Here is a 25,715-nt window from a genome sequence, read left to right as displayed (position 1 = left end):
ACCGCTTCCCCTACTCCCCGCCGTCGCGCGTCGGGAGGTCGGGCTCGAACGCGGCCGCCTCGACGGCCATGTCGAGGACGTCCTCGACGTTCTCGTCCTCGGTGACGCTCATCGTCGCGTCGACGGACTCAGCCTGCACCGCCTCGAAGCGGTCGTGTTTGTTCGCCACGGTGAGGAACGGGACCGCGTCGCCGAACAGCTCGCGGACCTCCTCGCGCAGCTCCAGCTGGACGTCGAGGGGGTAGCCGCAGTCGCCGGAGGGGTCGAGCACGAACACGACGACGTCCGCGAGGTGTTCGAGGGCGCTGACCGCCTGCCGCTCGATGTCGTTGCGCTCCGCCTCGGGACGGTCGAGCAGCCCGGGGGTGTCGACGATCTGGTACCGGACGTGATCCCGCTCGAAGTGACCGATCTGAACGCCGCGGGTGGTGAACGGGTACTCCGCGATCTCGTTGGAGGCGCGGGTGACGCGGTTGACGAACGACGACTTCCCGACGTTCGGGTAGCCGGCGATGACGATGGCGGGCTCGTCGGGGCGGATGTCGGGGAGCACCTTCAGCTGGTCCCGCGAGTCGCCGATGTACCGCAGGTCGTCCTCGATCTGATCCATGATGTCGGCCATGCGCGCGAACGCCTGCTTCCGGTGTTTGCGCGCGGTGTCGACGTCGGAGTTGCGGATCTTCGTGGTGTACTCGTCGCGCAGGTCTTCGATCTGCCGGCTGGCCCACATCACCTGCGAGAGCGCCTGACGGAGGCGGTCGACGTCGACGATGGCGTCGGCGAGCTCGTAGTAGAACGGGTCGACGTCGAAGCCGAAGTCCGGCCACGAGACGACGACGTTCTCCAAGTTGTCCGAGAGCACGTTGCCCGCGGTGCGCAGCATCGACTCCTGCGCCTCGTGGCCGCGCTTCGCGCGTCCCGCGCGGGCCGCCCGCGAGAACGCCTTGTCGACGAGTTCCTCCGATCGGGGGGTCGTCGGGAGGCCCTCAAATATCATGTTGACGGCTCTAGCCCACCGACGCGTATAAGACCGTCCGTTCGGGGATCCGCGCGACACGGCGGCACACGGTCGTTCACGGAGGGACGTGGGCGGCACCGACGATCCCTCGCCGACGAAGCTCCGCAGACGCCGATGAACGATCGTTATCTTTCTCGCGCATATTTCGAGCCATATTTATGCTTCAGGGGAATACACCCGTTCATGGCACGCTCGTTCACGCCCACGACGTACGAGGACATCGACCCGGACCGCCGCCCGAGCCTCGCGGCGGCGCTGGTCCCGGTCCTCGCGGTCGTGGCGTTCCTCGGCGTCGGCTCGGCCGTCCTCGGCCTCGACCCGCACGCCCCGCTCCTCTGGAGTATCGCCTTCGTCGGCGCCTTCGGCCTCCGGCTCGGCTACGACTGGGACGACCTGTTCGACGGGATCGCGAACGGCCTCGTGATGGGGCTCCAGGCGCTGCTCATCATCTTCACCATCTACGGGCTCATCGCGACGTGGGTGAGCGCCGGGACGATCCCGGGGCTCATGTACTTCGGGCTGGAGACGCTCACGCCCGCGACGTTCCTCCCCGCCGCCGCGGTCGTCGCCGCGGTCGTCGCCTTCGCGATCGGCTCCTCGTGGACCACCGTCGGCACGCTCGGCGTCGCCTTCGTCGGCATCGGCGCGGGGCTCGGCGTCCCGGACCCGATGACGGTCGGCGCCGTCCTCTCGGGCGCGTACGCCGGCGACAAGCAGTCGCCGCTCTCGGACACGACGAACCTCGCCGCCGGGGTGGCGAACACGGACCTGTACGCGCACATCCGCCGAATGCGGACCGGCACCCTGATCGCGTTCGGGCTCGCGGTGCTCGGCTTCCTCGCGCTCGGGCTCCGCGCCAGCGGCGCCATCCCCGCGGGACGGATCGCCGAGATCCAGGGCGCGCTCGCTGGGACCTACGCGATCACGCTGCTCGCGTTCGTCCCGCTCGCCGTCACCTTCGGGCTGGCGCTGCGCGGGTACGCCCCGCTCCCGACGCTCGTCGCCGGCGTCTTCGCCGGCGTGCTCACGACCGTGTTCGTGCAGGGCGCCGGCTTCGTCGCCGCGTGGGACACGTTCATGTACGGGACCGCGCCCGAGTCCGGCTCCGAGCTGGTGAACGAGCTGCTCGCGACCGGCGGCCTCACCGGCTCCGCGTGGACGATCACGGTCGTCGTCGCGGCCCTCTCGCTCGGCGGCATCCTCGAGCGGACCGGCGTGCTGGCCGTGATCGCCCACGCGTTCACCTCGTCCGTGAAGAGCCCGGGCGCGCTGGTCGCCGGGACCGGCGTCTCGGCGATCGTCATCAACGCGCTCACCGCCCAGCAGTACATGAGCATCGTCCTCCCGAGCGTCACGCTCCGGAACACCTACGAGGAGTTCGGGATGGACACCGACCAGCTCTCGCGCGCCGTCGAGGCCGCGGGGACGCCGACCGGCGCGCTGTTCCCGTGGCACGCGGGCGCCGTCTACATGGCGGGCGTCACCGGCGTGCCGACGCTGGAGTACGCGCCGTACTACCTGTTCGCGTTCCTCTCGCCGCTCGTGCTGTTCGCTATGGCCGCGACCGGCTACAGCCTGAACGCGACGCCGACCGACGCGGGCGGCGTCGGTGCGGCGGCGACGACGACCGCCGCCACCGACGACGACTGACGAGCCGACGGCGACGCCCGACCACTGTCTCGTCGAAGCGATCAGACGGCGCGTTCCGGCTGTTTCGACTCCGTGGATCTGTTCGCCCAGTGGTGTCTCTCAGAAGCCGCGCTGAACACAGGGCGCAACGTCAGCAGATGCGTCGAACGACGACGGCTTGCGGCGACGAAGGTCGTGTGTCACATCGTCGGGCGGGGCCCGTCGATAGCGCCACCGGCCTCTCTCCAAGCGTTGAACCCACCCTCGACGTTCGCAACCCGGTCGAGTCCCATCTCCTTGGCGCGCTGTGCGGCGAGTAATGACCGACTCCCGATTGCGCAAACGAAGACGAACTCGGAGTCGTCACCGAACTCGCTGATGAAGTAGGGACTCTCGGGATCGATGTGGAATTCGAGCATCCCTCTCGGTGCGTGCACCGCGCCCGGTATCTCGCCGTGTTCGAGCGATTCAGACGTGTCGCGGACGTCGACGAACGTAACGCCGTCCTCACCGAACCGCTCGATAGCGTCCGTCGTTGAGTACGTATTGACCTCCTCGGCCGCTTCGCTCATAAGTTGCTTGTAACCCCTGGTGATCCCGGCCGTTCCATCCTTTTTATTCATAATTAATCATTATGGTTTGGCGCCGCAAGGGGATAAACCGTATCGGTACGTCCACTCCTCGTTCTATCGACGAGATCTAGTTCGTTGTGAATTCCATACCGACTCACTCTGGACCCGCGTCTATTCGAACGACTCGTGACCGCACGTACTGAATCTCCTGTGTGACTCGGTTACTTACCGGTCGGACTCCGCGTCTGCGCCGCGCTCGATCCGTTCGTACAGGTAGTACGAATAGACCACGGTGACGCCCGCTGTCAGAAGCGCCGGGACGAGGAGGAAGTAGACTGCGTACTCACCGAAGAGGAGGCCGATGAGCGCGAGAACCGCAGTGAGTTTGAACAGCCTGCCCCCGAGCCGGTGGGTTCGATCCCACACCTCGTCACTCGAGAGCGTCCACGGCGTCCGGATGCCGACGAACCAGTTGCGTTCCGTGTGGGTGAGTAACACTCCCACGTAGTAGAAGAGGCCCGCGACGGCGGCGAGGACGAGGAGCGTGAAGTCGAATTCGTAGCCGAGGTTGAACACGAGGATCCCGCCGTGAATCACCGTCATGAACACCGCGAACACGACGACGAACCAGTCGTACACGGGACGGAATCCGGCGATGTTCTCTCGGAGCGGCCCGACGCGCGGAATGACTGCGAAGAGAACGAGAAGCGCGGCGGAGATCCCCGGAAGGAGGGCGAGGGCAACGGGCTTCGACATCGTTCCGTCCGGTTGCCCAGCGGCGTTCCAGTGTGTCGCCATCTGAGCCGGGAGGTCCGGCGCGGCGAGCACACTCGCCACGCCTGAACTGACGATGACGACCGCCGCGATGAGAAACCGGTGACGCGAACTCATGACCGGTGGTAGACGCTCATCGCGGATGAAGAGTTGGTTCGGTTGCTCTGTTGAAATCCTACTTTTCAGACATACCCTTCTCGGTAATAGATGTTCGCTGAAGACTGTGAATCAGCCGTTAATATTTCTACCAGTTTAGAGAGACCTTCTGATAGCCGTGCAAGATGTATCGCGCGTATCTTGCACAGAGCCCCCGAGCAGGATCGACTGTTCAGATCGGTTTATACAGGGAGGCTACATACCGAGAGACGACACTTGATCATGGTTTGTCTCGGGAGTTTCATAAAGATCAAAAACTGTAAGCCGGCGATACGGTTATGCCCTCAGAAAGCTTAGTATAAGAATGAGTTCACAAACGACGAGATCGCGGAACACGGCCCCCAAAGAACAGGAACGACCCTCACTTCGACCGTTCGAGGGGTTCGTTTCCCCGGGAATCGCTTTCGAGAGCGGCCACACAGTCTGGTTATTAAAATTCGACGAGACGCCGACACCGGTGGGTGCGTACTCGGAAATTTGGATTGAATCACCGGCGGGTGACGTGACGATGTACGTAGATCCGACGACTGCGGGCGAGTACGTCAAAGCCTATCACGACTTCGACTACATCGTGGGCGCGTCTATCAACTGGCGTGTCGCCGATCTCGATCGTATCGAAGTTCAGCTAGAGGCCGACGACGGGACGACTCTCGAACTCAGCGCCGTCCTCGCTCGCCCGATCAGTACGCGGCTCATGGAAGGGCTGGCTGGCGGCGTTCCCGGAACCATCCAGCGGTCGGCGATGGGGGCCGCGGTCAGCAGTTTCACGCTGGACCGCCTCATGGGAGCTAACGGTCTAGCATTGCGTGGGAGAACCGAAACGGGAACCCGCTACTGGGGCGAAGCCGACCACCTGCGTACCGTCAGCGACGCGTCTGCGACACTCGATGGCGTCGATCTTGGCCGGAAAGTGTCTGGGACATCGATCCATGACTTCGGCGACATCAAAACCGCACGAGAACCGTACGTCGTCTTCGGTGCCCTTCACTTAGAGTACCCTGCACCGGGGCAGCCACTCTGACGACTCGTACGTCTTTTTGAGAGCGAGCCGCGCTAGCGGCAAGTGAGTGAGGTAGTTCACAGCAATCGACTGGGCAGTACGCACTTCGAGTAGCACAGGCGATCCGGTAGATCAGAGACGGAATGAACACGGTCACCGTGCTGCATGGAACCTCTATATCTCGCAGGGCGTTTCTGACAGAAATAGGATATAGATAGACCGACTCTGGTCTGTAAGTCCTCTGTACTGACCACGAGGGCTCAAAATGCGTCAGCTGTTGAGGGTTTCAATAGCGCCGCTACTTGCGACGTGTTCAGTCCGGAAGCCGGAACGCGAGGCCGTACATCCGACCCGTCGATTCCGATCCGATCTCGCTCGCGAGGCGCCGGGCCTCCGCCGCCAGCGCGTCGCCCGTCTCCTCGGGACCCTCCGCGGCCATCGAGACCGCCCGGTCGGCGTGTGCGGAGACGTGGCTCTCGGTCCAGGGCACCGGCTCCAGAAGCGTCCGCTCCCGCTCGAACTCCCAGCCGTGCCCCGCGAAGAACCGCCGCAGGAACGCCGCCGGGTAGAAGGTGAGCGCCGGGCGACCGAGTGAAAGCTCCGACGCGGCGTTCTCGACGGCGAACAGCCCGCGGACGGCGGCGCCGTCGGGCAGCGGGTCGTAGTCGTCGACGACGAGGTGCGCACCGGGAGCGGCGACCCGCGCGAACTCCTCGGCGATCGCCGACAGCGTCGCGGGTTCGAGGACGTTACAGAGCCCGTGGGCGGTGATCAGGTCGACGGAGTAGTCGGCGAGCGGGACGGACCGAAGGTCGGCTTCCAGCACCGCCAGTCGGTCGCCGACGGCCCCGTTGTCGCCGTCGCTGTCGCCGTTCCCGTCGCCGTCGGTGTCGCCTCCGCCGTCCCCGCCGTCCCCGACGCGTCGGCGCGTCGTCCGCGCGTGCTCCCGGTCGGTCGTCACGGCGTACACCCGTTCGGCGCCGTTCGCGAGCAGCCCGGCGGTCGCGTTCCCGGCGCCCGCGCCGGCCTCTAGACAGCGCTTCCCGGCCACCGGTCGGTCGCCGAGCGCGGTCGCGACCGTCTTCGGGACGTCCATCGGCCGCCTCAGTGGTGCAGCTGTTCGGGGACCGGGCTGTCGTCGTGGCGCACTCGCTCGATCAGCGACCGCTGGGCGGCCTCCTCCATCCCGTCGTACTCCGCGGCGGCCTCTAAGATCATGGTGACGAGCTTCGGGTCGCCGGCGCTGATCACGCTGGTGAGTCCCCGCGCGGCGGCGAAGTCGAACCGCTCGCGGATCTCGTCGGGCGCGGTGACCGGACGGTACCAGTTCGCGAACGGTCGGTCCGCCTCGGGGAGCTCGTCGGTCGGGGGCCACGAGCCGCCGGCGAACGCCTTGATCCCGAGCGTGCCCACGTCCTTCTCCTCGGCGCGGGCGAGGACCGCCTCGTAGTCGTACTCGTCGCCGTCCTTGCCGGCGACGACGGGGTTCAGCGGGAACATCACCGAGTTGAGGTCGTCGACACGGTCGAGCGCGTCGAGGATGAGGCCGGGGTCGCCGTGGCTCGTCAGTCCGATGTGATCGATCAGCCCCTGCTCTTTCGCCTCGCGGAACGCCGCGAGCGCGCCGTCGTCGCCCGTGATCGAGTCGAGCTCCTCGTCGTACTCGAGCCCGTGGACCTGATACAGATCGATTTTGTCGACGCCGAGGCGGTTCAGCGATCGCTCGAGCTTGCGCCACGCGCCCTCGTACGTTCGCTCCTGGGTCTTACAGCCGAGGAAGATCTCCTCGCGGTGCTGTCGGAGCTTCGGGCCGAGCTTCAGCTCCGCGTCGCCGTACTCCGGCGCCACGTCGAAGTGGTTGACGCCGTAGTCGAGGACGTGTTCGACCAGCTGGTTCGCGCCCTCCTGTTCGAGCCAGTTGAGCGCGATGGCGCCGAACGTCATGACGGTGCTTTCGTGGCCGGTGTCGCCGAGCGGGCGGGTCTCCATGCGTTCGGCATCACGCCCGCGTGGCATAACGGTTGGCGGGGCTCGATCGGCCGAGGCCGGACGATGTCGACACCTCCCGAGTCCGGCTCGCAGTCCGGTAGGTTTACCGCCGTCGACCCCCCGCCGTTCGAACATGAGCCTGGAGGTCGCCGTCGCCGTCCCGTTCAAACACCGCGCGAAGGAACGGCTGGGCGAGGGCGAGTTCGTCGTCGCGCTGTCGCTCGACCGCGACTGGTTCTCGCCGGATCAGGCGAAGCGGCTCGTCGACGTCGCCGTCGGCCGCGGGCTGGTGGACGAGGAGGACGGCGACCTCGTCGCGCGCTTCGACCCCGACGAGGTGCTCGTCCCCGAGGGGTTCACGCCCGACGAGTCGATCCTCCGCGAGCAGTCCACCTTCGAGACCGCCCTCGACGCCATCGTCGCGGCGGGCGTGGAGAAGCAGCGCGCCGTCGCCGCGATCAATGAGCGCCAGCGCGCGCTCGCGGTCACCATCGAGGCGGCCGCGGTCCTCGTCGCGAAGGAGCACGGCGCCGCGGTCGACCACCTCGCGGCCGACGTGCGCGAGGAGCTCGCGGCCGCCGGAGAGCCGGCCAGCGACGGCAACGAGGTGGCCGACGACGCGGCGGCCGACGCCCCGGGTGACGCCTGATGGTCGCGGACCGCCTGACCGACGGCGTCCGGATCGCACAGCTGCTCGCCTCGGAGGTCTCCGGGAACGAAGGGAGACTGCGCGACCTCGCGCTCGTCGACGCCGACCCCGACGCGGAGCCGACGCCCGACGGCGCGCTCGCGTACCGGATCGTTCGCGAGGACGAGGGCGACGTAGAGGCCGTCCTCGTCGCCGAGGTGTACCTCCAGTCCGACCGCGTCCGGATCGAGTTCGTCGGTGACGACGCGGGCGGCGGTGCGGACGCGGTCGACGAGGGCGACGGGTCCGCCCTCCCAGAGGTCGTCGCCGACGCGGCCGACGGGGCGGGGCTCCGCGTCAGACCGAAGGCGGTGCGACCGCCCCGGACGCTGGTCTTCGTCGAGGACGGCGCGCAGGTGAAGCGCGCGCTGCCGGTGCTGGCGGACGCGGTCGACGCGATTTGAAAAGAGTAGCCGCCGAAGCGTCGCGGCCGCCGTCTCAGTCCGACTGCCCGCCGTCGCCCATCGCGACGGTACGCGCGCCCGACGCCGACGGGTCGTCGGGCGACTCCCCGCCGACCTCGAACTTCCGGAGCAGCGCGCGGAGCCGCTCGGCCTGGTCGGCGAGCGAGCCGGCCTCGTCGGTCGCCTGCGACATCGCGGCGAGCTGCTCGTCGGCCGCCTCGCCCACCTCGTCGGCCTCGTCGGCGGTCGACTTGCTGATCCCCGCCACCTCCTCCGCCATCGACACCGTCTCCTCGGTGCTCGCGGCCTGATCGTCGGTCGCCTTGCTGATCTCGCGGATCCCGTCGTCTGTCTCCGCGGCGTTGTCCGCCACCTCGGCGAACGCGTCGGCGGCGTCGCTGACCGCCTCGGCGCTGGCCTCCATATGCTCTTCCGCGGTCCGGACCTCCTCGACGGTCGCCTGCGTCTGCGCCTGCGTGCCGGCGATGAGCTCCTCGATCTCCTGGGCCGCCTCCTGGGTCTCCTCGGCGAGCTGTTTCACCTCGTCGGCGACGACCGCGAACCCGTCGCTCCCGCCGCTTCCCCCGCCCGCCCGCGCGGCCTCGATGTTGGCGTTCAACGCGAGCAGGTTCGTCTGCTCCGCGATGTCGCTTATCAGGTCGACGATCTCGCCGATGTCCTCCATCCGCTCGTCGAGGACCCTGACCTTCTCCGCCGTCTCGCCGATCGACTCCCGCGAATCCCGGACGCTGTCTATCGCCTCGCCCGCGGTGTCCTGCCCCTCGTCGGCGATCGACGCCGTCTGCTGGGCCGCGTCCGCGACCGTCTCCGTCGAGGAGGCGACCTCCTCGATCGTCGCCGAGAGGTTGTTCATCTCGCCGGAGACCTGTTCGAGCATCTCGCGCTGGTCGTCCGCGCCCTCGGCGATCTCCTCGATCGACCGGCGCACGTCCTCGCTGCGGGCCTCGGCGGTGTCGACGCCTTCGACCGTCTTCTCGCTGGCCGCGGACACCTCGCCGGCGAACGACTGGACGTCCCGCATCGTCGCCTCGATCTCCTCCATCATCTCGTTGAACGCGGCGCCGATCTGCTCCATCGCCTCGCTCTCGCTGTCGGCGTCCAGCCGGACCGTGAGGTCGCCGTCGGCCGCGCGGGCCATCGTCGCGCTGTAGTCGTCGGCCTTCGCCTCGAGGTGCTGGTTCAGCCACTCGACCTCCTCGCGGCGCTGCTCCACCTCCGCCTTCGCCTCCTCGACGTCCTGTATCTCCGACTTCTGCTGGGCGACGAGGTCGAGCTGGCGCTGCGCCTCCTCGCGCGACTTCTCGATGGAGTACCAGTTCACCATCAGCGCCGTCGCAAGCGCCATTATAAAGACGGCGTGGATCCCGCCCCAGACGATCGGGTTGGCGATCGCGGCCGGGTGGTTGTAGACGAGGCTGGAGTCGATGAGGCTGAACGCGCCGTGGCCGATCGCGACGTACAGCATGCCGACGGCGAACGGGAGCCAGTCCTCGTACAGCGCGAGCACCGCGATGAACACGAAGAAGTGGAAGTGCGCCTCGATGTAGCCGCCGGAGAGCTTCACGAGCGCCATCGACACCGTCATCGCGCTGAACGCCGCGAGCACCGTCCGCTGGCGGCGGCCGAGTCGCGACCAGTTCGCCAGCGCCGCCGTGCCGAGGATGAGGGCGGTGAACCCGCCGAGCATCCACGCGGGCACCGCGGGGATCTCCGCGCCGGTGAACGACTCGGTCCCCGAGTACAGTCCCAGCGCGATCAGAAGCGGCACCTGCACCGCAATTCCGAGCAGGATGTTCCGGTGGCGGCCGCTCCACATCTCCTCCGGTATCGTCGTACCGTCCGGAATGTATCTGATAATCTCGCGGATTTTCGCCACTCCGGACGCTCCCGACGCGTCCGCCGCTGCACCGGTCGCTGATTCGGTCATGGTCGGTCATCGTCGTATCGGTTAAAAATTCACGTCCTCCGAATATTACGACTGATACTCTCGTTCGCCGCCCGAACCGACCTCCGAACGGGGTCGCGGCCGCGAGATACCGATTGTCGAAACCCGGACAATCACAATATAAGTACATTCTCAATATTGTGAAAATAATTTATGTGCCATCACCGAGTAGTCGGGTTAAGGTGATGATACGACCATCATGTCGCTGAGAGTGATACGGGACACCGATAAAGATCTGCTTAACCAGCTCACCGGCCTCACGGGGCTCGGGTGGACGGCGTCGGTACTGGGGTATCTGAGCACCGTGATCGGCTACGGGAACGGACTGATAAGTCGGCTCGTCGCCGAGCCGCAGTCGCTCCTCTACGTCGGCGGGAGCTTCTTCGTTCTCACGCTCGGGCTCGACCGATTGCATAACAGGGCCGTGACCCGACGGGCGAGCGAGGAGAGAGGGGGAGAGTAGCGCTCCGCGCTCGGCCCTCCGAGGTCTCGGGACGGCGCGGCTCGCCCGCCGGAGCCGACGCGCTTTATATCCCTCCGGACGGCGGTACGGCCGTGACGCTCGATCCGATCCACGTCGAGAACATCGCGCGGCTCGCGTACGGGATCGCGAGCGACGTGGACACGACCGACCACGACGACCTCGCGGGGCGGGTGTGGCGCGACTGGCTCCCCGAGCTCCGCCGCGACGGCCGCGTCGTGATCGAGCCCGTCGGCGAGCACGAACGCCGACTGGCCCCCATCGACGACGCCGCCCTCGCCGAGCGCCCGTTCGAGACGGTTCACGGGCTCGACTCCGGCACGATCAACCCGACCACGTTCAAGAACGGGCTCGTCGTCGACGTGGCGCACGCCGCGATGGCGAGCGATCCGACGGACCTGGAGCTCCACCGCGACCGAACGATCGTGGCGACGGTTCACGCCGGCGACTCCACCGCCGACTTCGACGACGACTGGCGGAAGCGCGACGACGGCCACACCCGCCAGCGCGTGCTCCACGCGCCGCGGGTGAACCGGTACGCCGAGGGCGTGGTCCACGCGCTCGCCCTCTACCTCGCCGAGGGATCCCACGCGCTCGACCACGCCGACGAGGTCGACGACCTGCTCGTCCTCGACGGGCCCATCTATCCGAAGGAGCTGTTCACGTGGGACGACCGCAACCCCGAGCTCGGCGCGCTCGCCCGCGAGGCGAAGCCCCGCGCGGTCGTCGAGAAGTACGTCCGGCTGGTCGAGCGGTTCGTCGAGCGCGACGTGCCCCTCGCCGGCTTCGTGAAGAACCCCTCCAGCGGGACGATCGTCCGCGCGCTGGCGCGGAAGGGCGTCGAGCCGCCGTGGCCCGACGACACCGCCCTGTTCACCCGACTGCTGGAGCGGCGGGCGGACCCCGATCAACCGGCCGACGAGGCGTTCGGTCGGGGCAGCGCGAGTCGGGGCGGCGAGAGCCGCCGCGGCGACCGCCTCGACGACGCGCTCACGTTCACCACGTGGTTCCGCAGCCGCGGGGGCGCCGACGCGACGATGGCCGCCGAGGGCGACGCGCTCGGGATCGACCGCGAGCTGGACCCCGAGCTGTACGAGCCGACGTTCATGATCGCCTACGACCCCCGGACCGACGTGACGTACAAGCTGGAGGCGCCGTACGCGTTCGCCCGCGACGCCGAGACCCGCGACCGGCTCACCCGACAGGTCCTCGCCGAGGTGGCGACGACGCGGGGGCCGCCCGAGGCGATCGCGAAGGCCGACGAGCTGGCGCGGATCGCCGCCACGGAGAAGGCCGCGCTCCGCCGGAAGTTCGAGGAGCGGTTCGACAGCGACCAGCAGGCGACGTACGACGACCTGCGGTGGGGGAAGGCGCAGTTCTAACTCCTCGTAAACGCGGCCGGCGCGTGCCTCCGAGCGCCCACAGGGCGCGAGGAGCACGCGCGAGGGACGCGGCGAACGCGAGCGGCGAAGCCGCGAAGCGTGAGCCGCGAGGCTGGGGAGGCGTGAGGTGCGGTGCTGTGCGGGGCGGGACTCAAAGGGGCAGTCGCGAGGTGGGCACAGGCGACGCAAGCACCGCAGGGAGCGAACGAAGTGAGCGACTGAGGAGCGCAGCGAGCGTGCGCCCACCTCGCGGCTGGGGCTTTGGAGGTGGTCACCGCGGAGTCGTCGTTCACGTACAGCCGAGCGGCTGGGGCTTTGGAGGTGGTCACCGCTGATCCGCGATCAACTATTTACAGCGACTGCGCGAGCAACACCACGTAGATGACGGCGTTGTACACGCCGTGCGCGAGCCCGGGCACGATCACGTTCTCCGTGTGCTCGTAGAGCAGTCCGAGCACCGAGCCGAGCACGAGGACGACGGCGACGTACGCCCATCGCTGGCCGGGGCTCCCCGAGACCGAGGGGAGGTGGACCAGCCCGAACGCGAGGCTCGCGAGCAGGATCGCCGGGGCCGCGCCGAACGCGCGCCGAAGGCCGCCCTGGACGACCCCGCGGAACAGCGCCTCCTCGACCGGACCGACGACGAACAGCGACACGGCGACCATGACGAGGTAGTACGTCACCGGGTCGCCGTCGGGCACGACCGCCCGGTTCTGTCCGGTCGTGAGCCCGATCTCCCCCAGCACGAACAGCGCGCCGTACTGGAACGCGAACAGGGCCACCCCGCCGCCGAGGACGAGCCCGGCGTCCCGGAGCGTCGGTCGGGAGACGCCGACGAGCCCCCACTGGTCGGTGATCGCGAGGTAGCCGACGACCGCGGCCAGGAACCCGGCGAACTGGAGCAGGGTCCGAAGCACCTGCAGGCCGGTCGTCCCCTGGCCCACCAGCCCGAGCGAGACGGCGAACTCGGAGAGGGGCGCGGTCACCGCGCTGGCGACGAACAGCGCGAGGAGGACGGCGAACGCCGCGCTGGCGACGCGGAGGACACGGTTCATCGGCTCGGGCGGCGTCTCGCTCATCGGCGGTCGTACGACTCGCGGCGGTTTATCGGCACCGGAAGGCGACGGGACTCGCGCCGGGGATCGCGCACGGATCGCGCACGGCTCGCCGACGGCTCACCGCTCGATCCGCAGTTCGCGCTTGTCGGCGACGGCGTCGGCCTCGGGGAAGTCGCCGCCGCCGAGCAGCCCGCGGGCCGCCTTCTTCCCCCACTCGACCGCGGGTTGCGTGAACGTCGAGACGCTCGCCAGTTCCCCGTACAGCACGCAGGCGGCCTCCATTCCGTAGAGGAGCTCGCCGAGGCTCCGCTCGTCGACGCGGTCGATCTCGACGCGCAGGTTCGGCACGCCCGCGGCCGCGAGGCTCGCCTCGGTCGCCTCGAACTCGGCGTCCAACAGCTCGCCGAGCGACGAGCCGCCGAGGTAGGCGAGCCCGTCGAGGTCGGTCTCCGGAATCCCGGTCTCGACGCGCTCGGTCGGACGGATCAGGGAGACGAGCTTGTCCGGCGGGCCGGCGCGGTATAACTGGAGCTGCGAGTGCTGGTCGGTCGCGCCGAGCGCCCGTGCCGGGGTCTGACCGAGTCCGTCCTTGCCGAGGCTCTCGGCCCACAGCTGCGCGAACCACTCCGCGAACGTCTCCAGCGACTCCGCGTACGGCATCACGGCGTTCGTGAGCGCGCCGCGCTCCGCGAGCGCGTACGTCGCCGCGCCGTAGGCGTACGCGGGCGTCTCGAACAGCGAGCCCGAGAGGCTCTCCATCCCGTCGCGTCCGCCCGCCAGCACGGCCTCGATGTCGTGGCCCTGCAGCGCGGGCACCGCGAGCCCGACGGTCGAGAGCGCGGTGAAGCGCCCCGGCACCCCGTCCGGCACGTCGAGCGCGGGGAGGTCGTGGTCGTCGGCGAGCGCGCGGAGGTTCCCCTCCTCGCCGGTCGTCACGAGGGTGCGCTCGGTCCAGTCGACGCCCGCGTCGTCCATCGCCTCGCGTACGACGAGGAAGTTGGCGAGCGTCTCCGCGGTCGTCCCGGACTTCGAGACGACGTTGACGACGGTGTCGGCGAGGGGCAGCTCCCCGAGCAGGGCGCCGACCGCGTCGGGGTCGACGTTGTCGAGGAAGTAGGCGTCCACGTCGCTGTCGAGGGCGTTCGCGATCGTCGCCGCGCCGAGCGCGCTCCCGCCGATCCCGACCGTCAGGACGGCCTCGGGGCGGTCGAAGCGGTCGGTCGCCGCGCGGATCGCCTCCGGATCGGCCGTCTCCGGGAGGGTCAAGGCGGCGTAGCCGAACTCGTCTCCGTCCATCCCGGCGGCGATCCGGTCGTGCGCGTCCGCCACGCGCTCGTCGAGGCGTTCCAGCGTCTCCCGGGTGAGTCCGGGCGTCGTCTCCAACGCGTTGCCGAGGTCCACGTTCATACCCCACCACGCGGGCGAGCGCGGCTTAAAACCGGTCGGTGTGGCGGCCGCACTCGGTCGACCCGGGTCGCGATCCCACCGTCAGTCGGCCGGAATGACCGACTCGTCGCCGTCGAGTGCGGGGCGACCGACCCACCGGTCGAACGCGAGCGGACCGGAGCCGAGCGTGAAGACGGCCGACGCCATGCCGAACAGCGCCACGTGGGCGAGGACGGGATCGTCGGGGAGCCCGAACAGCGTCGTCGTGAACAGCACGAACGAGAGCGCGGCCGCGCCGCGGGTGAAGAAGCCGGCGATGAGCGCCAGCCCCACCGCGATCTCGGTCATCCCGGCGCCGACGACCCACAGCCCGGGGTCGACCGGGACGACCGACGTGAGGTCGTACTTCTCGACGACCTGCAGCGCGCTGCCGGGGTCTGCCAGCTTCTGGATCAGGCCGAGGTAGACGAACGTGACTCCCATTCCGACCCGCAGCACCGTCGGGACGTACCGCCGCAGGGGCGCCGTCGACCCGTCCAGAAACGCCTTCAGGTGGTGGACGGGGTCGATCCGACCGTAGTACGATCCGGGCGTGCTCGCGACCTCAAGCAGCATGTCGTCGGCGCTCGGGCGCCCGCCGCCGAGGACCGCCAGCGCGACCAGCACCGGAACGTACTCCATCGCGATGACGACGCCGGGGTCGACGGCGACGAGGACCCACGCGTACGTCAACAGCCCGGCCGCCGAGGCGATCCGCGTCGCGAGCCCGAAGAGGAGACAGAAGCCGAGCCCGATGAAGAGCACCCGGAGGAGCGGGCTCGCGCCGGTGTCGAAGGTGAGCGTCGGCGCGAACAGGTACCCCTGGAAGCCGGCGCCGACGAGGGGGAGGCCGACGGCGAGCCGCAGCATCCACGGCACGAGGTCGCCGTAGCCGACGAGCTTCTCGCGGAGGACCACGACGTCGACGATCGTCGGACGCACCCACAGATACGCGGCGATCCCGGCGACCGCGACGAGGCCGGAGCCCGCGAACAGCGCCGCGTTGAAGGGATCGGAGAGCACCTCGGCGGTGAACGCGACCGCGTCGAGCGGGTCGCCCGAGTCCTCGGTGACGTAGTCGACGTGGGCCACCGCCGGCCGCGCGAGGAGCGTCGCGAACAGGGCGAGCGCGGCGAGCGCGACCGATCGGGAGCGAGCGGACATAACCGCGTCTAGGGTCCGAACGCACCTAACGGTATTTCTTCACGGACGTTCGAAAGCGACCGCGAGACGGCGATTTCGTGGCTGCGACGACCGCCGCCTACGGCGCCCGGGCGACGACGGCGAACGTCTCCGTGCGCGTCGACTCGGAGACGACCTCGAACCCGGCCGCCTCCAGCGCCGCGACCGCGTCGCCGGCGGCGAACCGCTCGTCGGTCGGCGGGCCGTCGGCGCCGTCGCCCTCGGCGGTCCAGTCGAAGGTGACGAGGGACCCGCCGGACCGGATCGTCCGGGCGAGCTCCGCGATCGCCGCGTCGCTCGCGAACTCGTGGTACGTCATCGTCGAGAAGGCGGCGTCGAGCTCGCCGTCCGCGAACGGGAGGTCCGCCACGTCGCTCGCGACGAGCTCGACGTTCTCCGGCACGCCCTTCTCGCGGTAGAGGTCGTGCATCTCCGTCTGGACGTCGACGCCGTAAACCGTCTCGGCGTGCGGCGCGACGTCGTCGGTGTAGAACCCGGTGCCGCTGCCGAGGTCGGCGACGACCTCGGCGTCGGCGGCCGCGAGGGGGCCGATCAGCTCCTCGGCGGACACCCAGCGGTAGCGGACCTCGGGCCGCTCAAGCTCCGCCGCCCGGTCGGCGTCGAACGTGTGGAAACCCATGGGCGATATTCGACGCGAACCGTCAAAACGCGTCCGGTCGACGAGGGTCGCGGCGGGGCGGGCGAAGCAGGCGAAGCGGGACGGAGCGGGCGAAGCGGGACGGGACGAGGCGGCGGCTCCCCTCACCACTCCGCGGCGAGCGCGTCGACCAGCCGGTCGACCTCGGACTCGGTCGAGACGGCGTGAATCGAGGCGCGGATCGCGTTGGGATACGGCAGCGCGCGGACGACGATGTCCCGCTCCGCGAGGCGCTCGACGGTCGCCTCGGGGTCGTCGACGTCGACCGTGACGAGCCCGCTCTCGAACTCGCGGGGGCTCAGGAGCCGTTCCTCGGGGACGCCCGCCTTGAACCGGTCGGTGAGCGTCTCGATCCGGGACTCGATCGCGTCGAGGCCGACCGCCTCGATCGCGTCGAGCGCCTCGACGAGGCCGACGTGGGCGGCCGCGGTCGTCGTCCCGACCTCCAGCCGCGGCGCGCCCTCCTTGTACTCGATCTCGGACGCGCTCGGGTCCTCCACGCCGCGGTAGCCGACGGCGCGGGGCGCCAGCTCGGCGGCGGCCTCGCGGTCGACGTAGAGGAAGCCGGCGCCCCAGGGGCCGAGGACCCACTTGTGACCCGCGGCGGCGACCGCGTCGGCGCCCCACGCCGACACGTCGAGCGGGACTTGGCCGGGCGACTGGACGGCGTCGACGAGGGTGAACGCACCGGCGTCGTTCGCGACCTCGACGAGGTCGGCGACCGGGAGCCGCGTCCCGTGGGTCCACGTGATCGCGCTGAAGCAGACGAGCCGCGCGTCGGCGACCGCCTCGGCGTACTCGTCGCGATCGACGCGGCCGTCCTCGGTCTCGAGGGCGCGGACCTCGATGCCCTCGCGTTCGAGCCGCTTCCACGGGAGGATCCCGGCCGGGTGCTCCAGGTCGGTCCGGACGACGACGTCGCCGGGCTCCCAGTCGATCGCGCCGGCGATCCGGGTGATCCCGTCGGTCGTGCTCTCGGTGAGGGCGATCTCGTCGGCGTCGGCGCCGACGAACGCGGCGATCCGCTCGCGGACCGACTCGTACGTCTCGAAGGCGTACCCGTAGGGGTCGGTCGTCGCCGAGCCGTACTCGTGGTCGGCGACGAACTCGCCGGCGGCCTCGACGACGTACTCGGGGCTCGGCCCGTGCGCGCCGAAGTTGAAGTACGCCGCCTCGCCGAGCGCCGGCACGTCCGCGCGCAGCTCTCGGGGCGTCATCGCGTCACCGGAGGTCGCCGCGTCTCGGAACGCCGCGGCGTCGCCGTCGCGGTCGGCCATTCAGGCGCCGTGCTCCGCGACGGCGTCCGTCAGGGCGTCCTCGCTCTGCGCGCCGACCCTTCGGTCGACGAGCTCGCCGCCGGCGAACACCAGCAGCGTCGGGATGCTCTGGACGCCGTACTCGGCCGCGAGCGACTGGTGGACGTCGACGTCGACCTTCACGACGGCGGCGTCGGTCTCCGCGGCGACCGCCTCCACGGCGGGCTCCATCATCTGACACGGGCCGCACCAGTCGGCGTGGAAGTCGACGAGGACCACGTCGTGGGCGGCGACGAGATCGTCGAAGTCGTCGGGGTCGGACAGCTGGATCGGTTCCGCGGGAACGGATTCGGGTGAACTCATACCGCTCTCTACGCCCCCTGCGCTGATAATAGTTTTGGGCAAATCACACAATACCGTGTGGGCGAGTGTCACTGGCGCGCCGGGGGCCTCCTCGGCGGTCGCGCTCGCACGGGAGGCCTGCCGCTCGGGGCCAGCGCGCCCGCCGACAGGCATTAGTCGCCGAGGCGTCCCCGTTGAAACCGATGACCGACGCGACGCCGACCGACGCGACGTCGACCGACGCGACGCCACCGGCCGCCCGCTACCGAGCTCGTTCGAGCCGGGCGCGGCTGCTCGCGACGCTGCGCGTCCAGTACCCGGACGCGCTCGCCGACCGCGGCTACCGCCTCCTCCACCCGGAGACGGGAGACCACTACACCGACGACCGCCGACACCTGGTCGCGACCTGCCGCTCGGTCGCCAACTTCGCGCTCGGCGCCCTCGCGGACGGCCCGGACTGGTGTCGCCCCGCCGCGGAACACGGACTGACGTTCCTCCGCGAGGCGCATCGGAGCGAGGACGGCGGCTACCGGCTCGTCGTCGCGGCCGACGGCACGCCGGTCGACCGCACCCGGTCGGCGTACGGTCACGCGTTCGTCCTGCTGGCGTACGCCCGCGCCGCGGACGCCGGGATCGACGGCGCCCGCGAGGACCTCGCGGCGACCCACGCGCTGATCGAGGACCGGCTCCGCGACGACGCCGGGCTGCTCCGGAGCGACTGCGACGCGGAGTGGACCGAGCTGGAGCCGTATCGCGGCCAGAACGCGAACATGCACGCCTGCGAGGCGTACCTCGCCGCCCACGAGGCGACGGGCGAGGGCCGCTATCTCGACCGGGCGCGCCACGTCGCCGAGGCGGTCGCGGTCGACCTCGCGGCCGAGACGGACGGCCTCCTCTGGGAGCATTACACGGCCGAGTGGGAGCACGACTTCGGGTACAACGCCGACGAGCCCCGCCATCAGTTCCGCCCGCCGGGGTACCAGCCGGGCCATCACGTCGAGTGGGCGAAGCTCCTCGCGCTCCTCGATCGGTACGACGCGGACGGGCCGGAGGGATCCTCCACCGGTTCCGAGGTCAGCTGGTACGAGCGCGCCGCCGAGCTGTTCGACGCCGCCGTCGACCGCGGCTGGGCGGAGAACGGGTTCGTCTACACCCACGCGGCCGACGGGACCCCGCTCGTCGAGGACCGCTACGGCTGGGCGCTCGCGGAGGGGCTCGGGGCGGCGGCGGCGCTCGCGGAGCGGGCGGCCGCGCGCGGCGACGCGGACGCCGCGGCGCGGTTCCGGCGGTGGCACCGCCGCTTTCTGGTCCGGACCGACCTGTTCCGCGGACCCGCCGGCGTCTGGTACGAGAAGCGGCTCCCGGCCGACGCCGACGGCGACCTCGTCGCGCCGGAGCCGCCGGGCGTCGAGCCCGACTACCACCCGGCCGGCGCGTACTTCGAGAGCCGCCGCTCGGCGCTCGCGGAGGTCGAGGAAGGGGCCGGGACCGAGGGCGGTGCGGACTGAGCTCGCCGAGCCGCTACTCGCAGGGACCCTCGTCGGCGTACCGGTCCGGCAGGTACGGGGTCAGCGCCGCCGGCACCAGTGGAATGACGAGGGCGGCGAGCTCCGCGAGGTGCCGGCGGAGGACCGTGTACACGGCGGCGACGAGCAGCGTCCCGAGCACAGCCAGCCTGAGGTGGCCGTCGAGCAGGTAGATGAGCGGGAGCGACAGCCCGACGGAGAGGGCGAGGTCCTCGGCCGCGCCGTCGTACCTGACGCCGGAGCGCGGCGCGATCCAGCGTCCCCGGTAGTGGTCGTACACCGCGCGGTCGGAGTTCCCCTCCCACGGTCGCAGCTCCAGCCCGCCGCCGTACATGTCCGAGACGCTGTGGAGCGCCGCCCCGAGGAGGAACAGGGTCGCGGCGACGGTGACCGCCGAGGGGGCCGCCAGGGCGACGACGAGGGCGACGGCGCCGGCCGCCGAGTAGTAGACGGGGTAGTGGAGCGTCTTCCGGTGGCCGACGTACATGTCGAGGTCGGGGAACAGGCCACCGAGGAAGCCCGCGGCGAACCCCACGGCCGCCAGCTCCGGCGCCAGGCGCACGAGCGGCGCGGCGAGCAGCATCCCGGCGAGCACGTGGGTCGGGAGCATCATCGTGGCGGAACGAAAGCGACAGAAATATTTGAACGTGTCGGGCGGGTAGGTAACTGTTACCATCGTTGTCGGCCGAATCACTCAGACGGATGCGTATCGCGCCTGAGTGGCCTCGATTCAGATGTCTCGACGCTCGAACAGCGCCTGCGAGAGGATGAGCAGGCCGACGAACGCGACGAGGAGGATGACCGAGTCGATCGGTTCGAACGACCCGTCTATCAGGATCGGCGTCGGCTCGTAGTACTGCGTCGGGCTCAGGTACTGTATCCAGTCGTACGCGTCGGCGCCCCCGACGACGGACTCGACGAGGTAGAGGACGAACACGGTGCCGACGGCGGCCCGCTCGGCGATCGCCGCGCGGTCGACGGCGACCGAGAACGCGAGGCCGACCCCCGCACAGACGAGGAGGTACGGGATCGAGAGCAGGTGGGCGAGAAACAGGTGATCGAGGGGGACCGTCTCTCCGACGGCGACGACGAACAGGTAGATGATCGGGCCGCCGAGGGCGTTGACGGCGACCATGGGGACGAGCAGGGCCGCGAACTTTTCGACGAGGAGCCGGGAGCGCGTGACGGGGAACGACAGGAGGAGGTCCATCCGTTCCGTCTCGACGTCGCCCGCGACGGTGCCGCCGGCGACGTACGCGAAGTACAGCCCCAGGCCGAGCAGCCAGACGAAATTGAACACCTGCGCGCCGAGGAACCCCTCGACGGTCGACAGGCTCTCGATGCCGAACGCCTCCAGCATCGCCGGCGGCAGGTCCTCGAAGACGTCCTCGTAGTCGACGCCTTCCAGCACGGTGAAATACCAGACGATGAACCCGGAGTACGCCCCGACGCCGGCCGTGAGAACCGCGGCGCCGCGGAGCCGTCGTCTCCCCTCGTACCGAGCCGTCTCAAGCATTCGTCGCCTCCGCGCCGTCGCTCCCGTCGGCCTCGTTCTCGTCGGCCTCGCTCCCGCCCGCCCCCTCCTCGGACCCGTAGTAGTGCGAGAACACGTCCTCGATCGGCGGTTCGCCGATCTCCACGTCGCGGACGTCGTGGCCCGCGAGCTCGCGGAGGAGCGCGTTGACGTCGCCGGCGTAGACGAACTGGACGCCTTCGGCGAACCGATCGGTGTCGAGGACGCCGTCGAGGTCGGTTATCGTCGCGACCGCCGCCTCGCTCGCGTGAACGCGCACGTGCTTTCCGCTCCGGTGGAGCAGGGCTTCGACGTCCTCGAGCTCGACGAGGGACCCGCCGCGGAGGATGCCGACGCGGTCGCAGACGCGTCGCACCTCGCTCAGCACGTGCGAGGAGAAGAACACGGTCGTGCCGCGGTCGCGCTCGCCCCGGACGAACTCGTTGAACGCCTCCTGTTTGAGCGGGTCGAGGCCGGCGGTGGGCTCGTCCATGATCACGAGGTCGGGGTCGTGCATGAACGCCTGCACCAGTCCGAGCATCCGCTTGTTCCCGGTCGAGTACTCCCGTATCGGTCGCTCGGTGGGCGGGGTGAAAAGCTCCAACAGCTCCTCGCGACGGGGCTCGCCTTTCATCGCGCCGTGGTAGTCGAGCACCGCCTCGCCGGTCGCCTCCTCGTCGAACCCGAGGTGCGCCGGGAGGTAGCCGATCCGGCGTTTGGCCTCGGTCAGCGCGGCCTCGTCGCGGACGTCGGCGCCGAGCACCCTCGCCGTGCCCGACGTGGGCTTCAACAGCCCCAGCAGCAGTCGTATCGTCGTCGACTTCCCCGCACCGTTGGGCCCGAGGAAGCCGAACACCTCCCCCTCGTTCACGGCGAACGACACGTTGTCGTTCGCGACCACGCTTCCGAACTCCTTCGTGAGCCCCTCGACGACGAGGGGGTGGTCGGCCCCGTCGGAGCGAGGCGCGTCACCGGACATAGAACCACCACGCGCCGGCGGCGACGAGGAGCAGGAGGATAATCAGCACGCCGACCTCGATGGGGACCTCGCCGCCGGACGACTCGACGACCGAGGCGGTGACCGTCGCGGTGTCGCCGGTGACGCGACTCCCCTCGGGGTCGGTGTAGCCGATCTCGACGTCCGCCGGGTACCGGCTCGTCGGCGCGTCGCCGTCGACCGCGAGGTCGAACGCGACCCGTCCCGTCTCCCCGGGCGCCAGCGACGGGATCACGGTCGTCCGAAACTCGCTCTCCAGCGGCGCGTCGACGGCGAGGCGCAGTTCGACGTCCCGGAGCTCCACGTCGCGTCGGTTCGTCACGTCGAGCCGCAACACGCCCTCCTCACCGGCCGCGAACCGCGGGTCGACCGCGGACACCGTCACCGCGTCCCGTCGCTCGGCGACGGGAACGCGCACCGCCTCCCGGACCGTCCGTTCGGTGTCGGCGGCGCTCCGGTAGCTCGTCGAGAGGACCAGCTGCTGGGGGACCGAGTCCGCGCCCGCCGGGACCGCGCCGCGGAATCGGAAGGCGGCGCTCTCGCCGGCGTCGAGGTCGCCGACGGCGTACCGCGGACTGCGGGGGACGAACGCCCCGTCGCCGACCGCGAGGACGACGCCTCGAACGTCGGCCGGCCCGTCGTTTCGGATCGTCCCGTCGACGGTCCCGTTCTCGCCGACCCGGAGCGTGGAGTCGTCGACCTCGACCGAGAAGGACTGCTCGGCGCGCGGTCGGAGCCCGACCGGGATCCCCTCGTGGGCGTCGCGGAGGCCGTCAACGCCGGTGTACCGCACGGTGCCGGTGAGGCCGAGCGACTCCGCGGCCGCGTCCGCGCGGACGCCCGCCGGGAACCTGACCGTCGCGTTCTCTCCGGGGGCGAGCCGATCGATCCGGGCGGCGTTCCGGTCCGTCTCGCCGAGCGCGAGATCGGGGCCGTTCGCGGCGAGATCGACCGAGAGGTCGCGCGCGGGCTCGCCGCCGACGTTGGTCACGTTCACCGCGAGCGTTCCGGAGCCGCCGACCTGGACGTCCGTGCCGACCGTCCGCATCGCGAACCGGGGCGCGTCGTCGACGGTCACCGATATCGACTCGGTCCGCGTCCGCGTCCGGTCCTGGACGACCCCGCTCCGCGGCGCCGAGAGGAACGTGTGCGAGTACCGGAGCCGCACGTCGAGCGAGTACCGCCCCGGCTCCGCGTCGGCCGGGACCCTGACCGAGACCGGCACCTCCCGGACCTCTCCCTCGCCTATCGATCCGACGGCGAAACGGCCCGTCTCGACGACGAGGGGCGAGCCGTCGTTCCGGACCTCGACCACGACGGCGCGCGCGGTCGTGACGGTGGCCCTCCGGGCGTCCGACCCGGCGTCGACCTCGCCGTCGTTCGCGATCTGCACCGTGAGATCCGTCGCCGTTCCCGGCGTCACCGTCGAGTCGGGGACGTACACGTCCAGCTCGGGCTCGCCGCGGACGAACGGCGGCTCCTCCTGCGCGACGGCGAGTCCGCCGAACGCCCCGACGAGGAGCGCGACGACGGCGACGACGGCGAGGGCCGGGAGGGCTCGTCGGGACACTCAGCTCACCGACCCGGCGGCTGCGGTGCGTCTCTCGGCCGAACGAACCCGGCCCGGTCGCGAGCGGAGGCCACGTGTCATACGTCCAACTCCGCCCGCCGGTCATATATGGTTACGCGTGGTGACGGACCGTCCCGATGGCGGCCGGTACGAGGCGCTTATTCCGCTGGAACCGAGTGTCGAGGTATGCTCATGACGCCGGGACCGACCGCGGTCCCCGACCCCGTCCGCGAGGCGATGAGCCGCGAGCTGATCAACCCCGACGTGGACCCCGAGTTTCGGCGGATCTACGACCGGCTCACCGACCGGCTGGCGACGGTGTACGGCGTCGGGTCGGGCGAGGGCGGCGAGGGCGGCGGCCCGGCCCGCGACGTCGTCGTCCCCGGCGGGGAGGGAATCTTAGGTCTGGAGGCCGCGATCGCCTCGCTCGTCGAGCCCGGGACGGAGGTGTTGTGTCTCTCGAACGGGCTCTACGGCGACGGGTTCGCCGACTTCGTCGAGTCGTACGGGGGCGAGGCGACGCTGGTCTCGGCCGACTACGACGAGGCGCTCCCGCTCGCGGCGCTGGAGTCGGAGCTCGCGGACGGGGACACCGAATTCGACGTCGCGACCATGGTCCACTGCGAGACGCCCACGGGAACCCTCAACGACCTCGGGCCCGCGCTGGACCTGTTGGCGGGGACCGACGGCGAGACCCTCACCGTCGTCGACGCGGTCTCCTCGCTCGGCGGGGTGCAGGTGCCGACCGAGCGGATCGACGTCTGTCTGGGCGCCTCCCAGAAGTGCTTCAGCGCGCCGCCGGGGCTCACCACGGCCGCGATCAGCGACCGCGCGTGGGCCGCGATGGAAGAGCGGGAGCCGCACTCGCTGTACACGAACTTCCTGCCGTGGCGCGACACCTCCGAGGGGTTCCCGTACACCCACCTCACGACCGAGGTCGTCGCGCTCGACGCGGCGCTCGGGCTGTGGCTGGAGGAGGGGCTCGACGCGGTCCGGGAGCGGCATACGGAGGCCGCGGCGCGGTGTCGCGAGCGCGGCGCGGAGTTGGGACTGGAGCCGTATCCGGAGCCCGAGCGCAGTTCGCCGACGGTGACGGCCTTCGAGGTCCCCGGACGGGCCGAGGAACTGCAGAGCCGGCTGCGCGAGGAACGAGACGTGCTCGTCGCGACCGGGCTCGGAGAGCTGGCGGACGACATCCTACGGATTGGCCACATGGGCCACAACGCGCGGGTCGAGCGCGTGGACGAGACGATGGACGCGCTGGGGGACGTTTTATAACTCGGAAGCGGAGTAGTCGGGAGATTTCCGAGGTTCTGGTGAGCCGATTTCGCCGAAATCGGTAGCGGGTGCAACACTCTGCTCCGGTCACCACAAAGGGTCGACGGAGCGATTAGGCCTCCGAAACGTCGATGATCAATTCGTATGTCTCGTCTCCGAGCGTGAGCGGATTCCCGGTCCGCTGTATCGAATAGCTTCCCGGAGGGGCGGCAAACTCATAGGTTTCAGACCGAGAGCCTCCGGGAGAGAGCGTGACGCTGATCCCGATGTCTTCCCCGCCGGTTATCCGGCGCCCCTCCGTCTCCACGTACTGACTCTCGACGTATCTGTCAGTCCACAAGATCGCGTTGGGCGAATCGGGGTCGTAGAGCGCTCCGAACGGTTCCGGAGCGCCGGTCACGTACTCGATATCACTCTTCGTTTCGTTTCTCGCCGTCAGTTTGACGACTGCCGGAGAACCCTCACTGATTTCGGAGTGGTGAACGTCGCAACCGAAGTCGATCGCTCCGTCGCCGGCCACGCGCGTGATAGACACCGCGATCGAACGCTCGTCACCCGACCCTGGCTCTCCGGCCGTTCCGTCCATACCGACGCTGTCTAAACATCCCGAAAGGGGAAGAGCAGACAGTCCGACCACGGCGAGGGCACGTCTCCGCTTCATGTCTCCGACTGGTGTCCAGTTATGAATAATTTTGTTGATAACACAAACGGTAGTATGAGACTCCGTTTGCAGGCCTCAGAGACCGACCGTTTCAGACGGGAAACCGTCTGCCGAACGGATTTCAACAGGGCCGGTGAGTCGTCTGTGAGTATCGACGACGACGCGGCGGTGAACGCCTCCAAAGGGGCAG

At 69.6% G+C, this 25,715-nt stretch carries 25 protein-coding genes; 8 read left to right on the top strand and 17 right to left on the bottom strand.

Going from position 1 to position 25,715, the window contains the following annotated elements; all coding sequences use genetic code 11:
- Nucleotides 1–10: 10 nt before the first annotated feature.
- Nucleotides 11–997, bottom strand: a complete 987-nt coding sequence (locus tag FGM06_RS04425) for an NOG1 family protein (RefSeq protein ID WP_144797931.1) — start codon at nucleotides 995–997, stop codon at nucleotides 11–13.
- 204 nt (nucleotides 998–1,201) lie between these two features.
- Between FGM06_RS04425 and arcD the strand changes: the two genes are divergently transcribed.
- Nucleotides 1,202–2,668: an arginine/ornithine antiporter ArcD gene (gene arcD / locus FGM06_RS04420; protein WP_144797930.1), complete on the top strand. Its 1,467-nt coding sequence runs from the start codon at nucleotides 1,202–1,204 to the stop codon at nucleotides 2,666–2,668.
- 179 nt (nucleotides 2,669–2,847) lie between these two features.
- Here arcD and FGM06_RS04415 read toward each other — a convergent pair whose 3' ends face one another.
- The gene (locus FGM06_RS04415) at nucleotides 2,848–3,219 is read right to left on the bottom strand and encodes a rhodanese-like domain-containing protein (RefSeq protein WP_206668665.1); all 372 of its coding nucleotides are present in this window, start codon (nucleotides 3,217–3,219) and stop codon (nucleotides 2,848–2,850) included.
- A gap of 225 nt (nucleotides 3,220–3,444) precedes the next feature.
- Nucleotides 3,445–4,110 carry an SdpI family protein gene (locus FGM06_RS04410; protein ID WP_144797928.1) on the bottom strand — a complete coding sequence of 222 codons (666 nt, stop codon included), beginning with the start codon at nucleotides 4,108–4,110 and terminating at the stop codon, nucleotides 3,445–3,447.
- A gap of 343 nt (nucleotides 4,111–4,453) precedes the next feature.
- Here FGM06_RS04410 and FGM06_RS04405 point away from each other — a divergent pair, with 343 nt between their 5' ends.
- Nucleotides 4,454–5,170, top strand: a complete 717-nt coding sequence (locus FGM06_RS04405) for a hypothetical protein (RefSeq protein ID WP_144797926.1) — start codon at nucleotides 4,454–4,456, stop codon at nucleotides 5,168–5,170.
- A 292-nt stretch (nucleotides 5,171–5,462) separates the two neighbouring features.
- Here FGM06_RS04405 and FGM06_RS04400 read toward each other — a convergent pair whose 3' ends face one another.
- Together FGM06_RS04400 and FGM06_RS04395 are read right to left on the bottom strand one after the other, a co-directional pair.
- The gene (locus tag FGM06_RS04400) at nucleotides 5,463–6,245 is read right to left on the bottom strand and encodes a class I SAM-dependent methyltransferase (protein ID WP_144797924.1); all 783 of its coding nucleotides are present in this window, start codon (nucleotides 6,243–6,245) and stop codon (nucleotides 5,463–5,465) included.
- A gap of 8 nt (nucleotides 6,246–6,253) precedes the next feature.
- Nucleotides 6,254–7,138 (bottom strand): aldo/keto reductase, encoded by an 885-nt coding sequence (locus FGM06_RS04395; protein WP_144797922.1) that lies wholly within the window; start codon nucleotides 7,136–7,138, stop codon nucleotides 6,254–6,256.
- 133 nt (nucleotides 7,139–7,271) lie between these two features.
- Here FGM06_RS04395 and FGM06_RS04390 point away from each other — a divergent pair, with 133 nt between their 5' ends.
- Nucleotides 7,272–7,787 (top strand): DUF2240 family protein, encoded by a 516-nt coding sequence (locus tag FGM06_RS04390; protein ID WP_144797920.1) that lies wholly within the window; start codon nucleotides 7,272–7,274, stop codon nucleotides 7,785–7,787.
- Nucleotides 7,787–8,230: a hypothetical protein gene (locus FGM06_RS04385; RefSeq protein ID WP_144797918.1), complete on the top strand. Its 444-nt coding sequence runs from the start codon at nucleotides 7,787–7,789 to the stop codon at nucleotides 8,228–8,230. Before FGM06_RS04390 ends, FGM06_RS04385 begins: the two co-directional genes overlap by 1 nt.
- 34 nt (nucleotides 8,231–8,264) lie before the next feature.
- On the opposite strand, the gene FGM06_RS04380 is transcribed toward FGM06_RS04385, so the two are convergent.
- On the bottom strand, nucleotides 8,265–10,178 hold the full coding sequence (locus FGM06_RS04380) for a methyl-accepting chemotaxis protein (RefSeq protein WP_144797916.1): 1,914 nt from the start codon (nucleotides 10,176–10,178) through the stop codon (nucleotides 8,265–8,267).
- A 229-nt stretch (nucleotides 10,179–10,407) separates the two neighbouring features.
- Between FGM06_RS04380 and FGM06_RS04375 the strand changes: the two genes are divergently transcribed.
- Both FGM06_RS04375 and FGM06_RS04370 read left to right on the top strand, forming a co-directional pair.
- Nucleotides 10,408–10,659: a hypothetical protein gene (locus FGM06_RS04375; protein ID WP_241662523.1), complete on the top strand. Its 252-nt coding sequence runs from the start codon at nucleotides 10,408–10,410 to the stop codon at nucleotides 10,657–10,659.
- A 92-nt stretch (nucleotides 10,660–10,751) separates the two neighbouring features.
- Nucleotides 10,752–12,059, top strand: a complete 1,308-nt coding sequence (locus FGM06_RS04370) for a DNA double-strand break repair nuclease NurA (protein WP_144797912.1) — start codon at nucleotides 10,752–10,754, stop codon at nucleotides 12,057–12,059.
- A 350-nt stretch (nucleotides 12,060–12,409) separates the two neighbouring features.
- On the opposite strand, the gene FGM06_RS04365 is transcribed toward FGM06_RS04370, so the two are convergent.
- The 6 genes from FGM06_RS04365 to trxA all read right to left on the bottom strand — a co-directional run bounded on the left by FGM06_RS04365 (nucleotide 12,410) and on the right by trxA (nucleotide 18,001).
- Nucleotides 12,410–13,138, bottom strand: coding sequence for a CPBP family intramembrane glutamic endopeptidase (locus tag FGM06_RS04365; protein ID WP_144797910.1), 729 nt, complete (start codon nucleotides 13,136–13,138; stop codon nucleotides 12,410–12,412).
- Nucleotides 13,139–13,234: 96 nt separating this feature from the next.
- Nucleotides 13,235–14,524: a glucose-6-phosphate isomerase gene (locus FGM06_RS04360; protein WP_144797908.1), complete on the bottom strand. Its 1,290-nt coding sequence runs from the start codon at nucleotides 14,522–14,524 to the stop codon at nucleotides 13,235–13,237.
- An 81-nt stretch (nucleotides 14,525–14,605) separates the two neighbouring features.
- Nucleotides 14,606–15,706 carry a DoxX family protein gene (locus FGM06_RS04355; RefSeq protein WP_144797906.1) on the bottom strand — a complete coding sequence of 367 codons (1,101 nt, stop codon included), beginning with the start codon at nucleotides 15,704–15,706 and terminating at the stop codon, nucleotides 14,606–14,608.
- 97 nt (nucleotides 15,707–15,803) lie between these two features.
- The gene (locus FGM06_RS04350) at nucleotides 15,804–16,364 is read right to left on the bottom strand and encodes a class I SAM-dependent methyltransferase (protein WP_144797904.1); all 561 of its coding nucleotides are present in this window, start codon (nucleotides 16,362–16,364) and stop codon (nucleotides 15,804–15,806) included.
- 122 nt (nucleotides 16,365–16,486) lie between these two features.
- Complete coding sequence (locus FGM06_RS04345; protein WP_394348606.1) at nucleotides 16,487–17,659, bottom strand: aminotransferase class V-fold PLP-dependent enzyme; 1,173 nt, start codon at nucleotides 17,657–17,659, stop codon at nucleotides 16,487–16,489.
- Nucleotides 17,660–18,001: a thioredoxin gene (gene trxA, locus FGM06_RS04340; RefSeq protein WP_144797902.1), complete on the bottom strand. Its 342-nt coding sequence runs from the start codon at nucleotides 17,999–18,001 to the stop codon at nucleotides 17,660–17,662.
- A 182-nt stretch (nucleotides 18,002–18,183) separates the two neighbouring features.
- Between trxA and FGM06_RS04335 the strand changes: the two genes are divergently transcribed.
- Complete coding sequence (locus tag FGM06_RS04335; RefSeq protein ID WP_144797900.1) at nucleotides 18,184–19,488, top strand: AGE family epimerase/isomerase; 1,305 nt, start codon at nucleotides 18,184–18,186, stop codon at nucleotides 19,486–19,488.
- Between the two features lie 13 nt (nucleotides 19,489–19,501).
- On the opposite strand, the gene FGM06_RS04330 is transcribed toward FGM06_RS04335, so the two are convergent.
- From FGM06_RS04330 to FGM06_RS04315, 4 genes are all read right to left on the bottom strand, one after another.
- Nucleotides 19,502–20,119, bottom strand: a complete 618-nt coding sequence (locus FGM06_RS04330) for a metal-dependent hydrolase (RefSeq protein WP_144797898.1) — start codon at nucleotides 20,117–20,119, stop codon at nucleotides 19,502–19,504.
- A 117-nt stretch (nucleotides 20,120–20,236) separates the two neighbouring features.
- Nucleotides 20,237–21,022, bottom strand: a complete 786-nt coding sequence (locus tag FGM06_RS04325; RefSeq protein WP_144797896.1) for an ABC transporter permease — start codon at nucleotides 21,020–21,022, stop codon at nucleotides 20,237–20,239.
- Entirely contained in the window at nucleotides 21,015–21,998 is a 984-nt protein-coding gene (locus FGM06_RS04320) for an ABC transporter ATP-binding protein (RefSeq protein WP_144797894.1), read from the bottom strand. The genes FGM06_RS04325 and FGM06_RS04320 overlap by 8 nt, the downstream gene beginning before the upstream one ends.
- Nucleotides 21,988–23,586, bottom strand: coding sequence for a COG1361 S-layer family protein (locus FGM06_RS04315; protein WP_144797892.1), 1,599 nt, complete (start codon nucleotides 23,584–23,586; stop codon nucleotides 21,988–21,990). The genes FGM06_RS04320 and FGM06_RS04315 overlap by 11 nt, the downstream gene beginning before the upstream one ends.
- Nucleotides 23,587–23,772: 186 nt before the next feature.
- On the opposite strand from FGM06_RS04315, the gene FGM06_RS04310 reads away from it, so the two are divergent.
- Nucleotides 23,773–24,864 (top strand): pyridoxal-phosphate-dependent aminotransferase family protein, encoded by a 1,092-nt coding sequence (locus FGM06_RS04310; protein WP_144797890.1) that lies wholly within the window; start codon nucleotides 23,773–23,775, stop codon nucleotides 24,862–24,864.
- A gap of 112 nt (nucleotides 24,865–24,976) precedes the next feature.
- On the opposite strand, the gene FGM06_RS04305 is transcribed toward FGM06_RS04310, so the two are convergent.
- Entirely contained in the window at nucleotides 24,977–25,525 is a 549-nt protein-coding gene (locus tag FGM06_RS04305) for a hypothetical protein (protein WP_144797888.1), read from the bottom strand.
- Nucleotides 25,526–25,715 lie beyond the last annotated feature (190 nt).

It is taken from the genome of Halorubrum depositum, from assembly GCF_007671725.1.
GTDB classification, from domain to species: domain Archaea; phylum Halobacteriota; class Halobacteria; order Halobacteriales; family Haloferacaceae; genus Halorubrum; species Halorubrum depositum.
This window is presented reverse-complemented; position numbering and strand designations above follow the sequence as displayed.

What these genes read in the sequence shown, in the direction of transcription:
- FGM06_RS04330 (WP_144797898.1), bottom strand. Translation starts at nt 20,119, where the DNA reads ATGATGCTCCCGACCCACGTGCTCGCCGGGATGCTGCTCGCCGCGCCG.
- FGM06_RS04380 (WP_144797916.1), bottom strand. Translation starts at nt 10,178, where the DNA reads ATGACCGAATCAGCGACCGGTGCAGCGGCGGACGCGTCGGGAGCGTCC.
- FGM06_RS04350 (WP_144797904.1), bottom strand. Translation starts at nt 16,364, where the DNA reads ATGGGTTTCCACACGTTCGACGCCGACCGGGCGGCGGAGCTTGAGCGG.
- FGM06_RS04345 (WP_394348606.1), bottom strand. Translation starts at nt 17,659, where the DNA reads ATGGCCGACCGCGACGGCGACGCCGCGGCGTTCCGAGACGCGGCGACC.
- FGM06_RS04415 (WP_206668665.1), bottom strand. Translation starts at nt 3,219, where the DNA reads ATGAGCGAAGCGGCCGAGGAGGTCAATACGTACTCAACGACGGACGCT.
- FGM06_RS04320 (WP_144797894.1), bottom strand. Translation starts at nt 21,998, where the DNA reads ATGTCCGGTGACGCGCCTCGCTCCGACGGGGCCGACCACCCCCTCGTC.
- arcD (WP_144797930.1), top strand. Translation starts at nt 1,202, where the DNA reads ATGGCACGCTCGTTCACGCCCACGACGTACGAGGACATCGACCCGGAC.
- FGM06_RS04360 (WP_144797908.1), bottom strand. Translation starts at nt 14,524, where the DNA reads ATGAACGTGGACCTCGGCAACGCGTTGGAGACGACGCCCGGACTCACC.
- FGM06_RS04425 (WP_144797931.1), bottom strand. Translation starts at nt 997, where the DNA reads ATGATATTTGAGGGCCTCCCGACGACCCCCCGATCGGAGGAACTCGTC.
- FGM06_RS04355 (WP_144797906.1), bottom strand. Translation starts at nt 15,706, where the DNA reads ATGTCCGCTCGCTCCCGATCGGTCGCGCTCGCCGCGCTCGCCCTGTTC.
- FGM06_RS04325 (WP_144797896.1), bottom strand. Translation starts at nt 21,022, where the DNA reads ATGCTTGAGACGGCTCGGTACGAGGGGAGACGACGGCTCCGCGGCGCC.
- FGM06_RS04385 (WP_144797918.1), top strand. Translation starts at nt 7,787, where the DNA reads ATGGTCGCGGACCGCCTGACCGACGGCGTCCGGATCGCACAGCTGCTC.
- FGM06_RS04310 (WP_144797890.1), top strand. Translation starts at nt 23,773, where the DNA reads ATGCTCATGACGCCGGGACCGACCGCGGTCCCCGACCCCGTCCGCGAG.
- trxA (WP_144797902.1), bottom strand. Translation starts at nt 18,001, where the DNA reads ATGAGTTCACCCGAATCCGTTCCCGCGGAACCGATCCAGCTGTCCGAC.
- FGM06_RS04365 (WP_144797910.1), bottom strand. Translation starts at nt 13,138, where the DNA reads ATGAGCGAGACGCCGCCCGAGCCGATGAACCGTGTCCTCCGCGTCGCC.
- FGM06_RS04395 (WP_144797922.1), bottom strand. Translation starts at nt 7,138, where the DNA reads ATGGAGACCCGCCCGCTCGGCGACACCGGCCACGAAAGCACCGTCATG.
- FGM06_RS04390 (WP_144797920.1), top strand. Translation starts at nt 7,272, where the DNA reads ATGAGCCTGGAGGTCGCCGTCGCCGTCCCGTTCAAACACCGCGCGAAG.
- FGM06_RS04335 (WP_144797900.1), top strand. Translation starts at nt 18,184, where the DNA reads ATGACCGACGCGACGCCGACCGACGCGACGTCGACCGACGCGACGCCA.
- FGM06_RS04305 (WP_144797888.1), bottom strand. Translation starts at nt 25,525, where the DNA reads ATGAAGCGGAGACGTGCCCTCGCCGTGGTCGGACTGTCTGCTCTTCCC.
- FGM06_RS04400 (WP_144797924.1), bottom strand. Translation starts at nt 6,245, where the DNA reads ATGGACGTCCCGAAGACGGTCGCGACCGCGCTCGGCGACCGACCGGTG.
- FGM06_RS04410 (WP_144797928.1), bottom strand. Translation starts at nt 4,110, where the DNA reads ATGAGTTCGCGTCACCGGTTTCTCATCGCGGCGGTCGTCATCGTCAGT.
- FGM06_RS04405 (WP_144797926.1), top strand. Translation starts at nt 4,454, where the DNA reads ATGAGTTCACAAACGACGAGATCGCGGAACACGGCCCCCAAAGAACAG.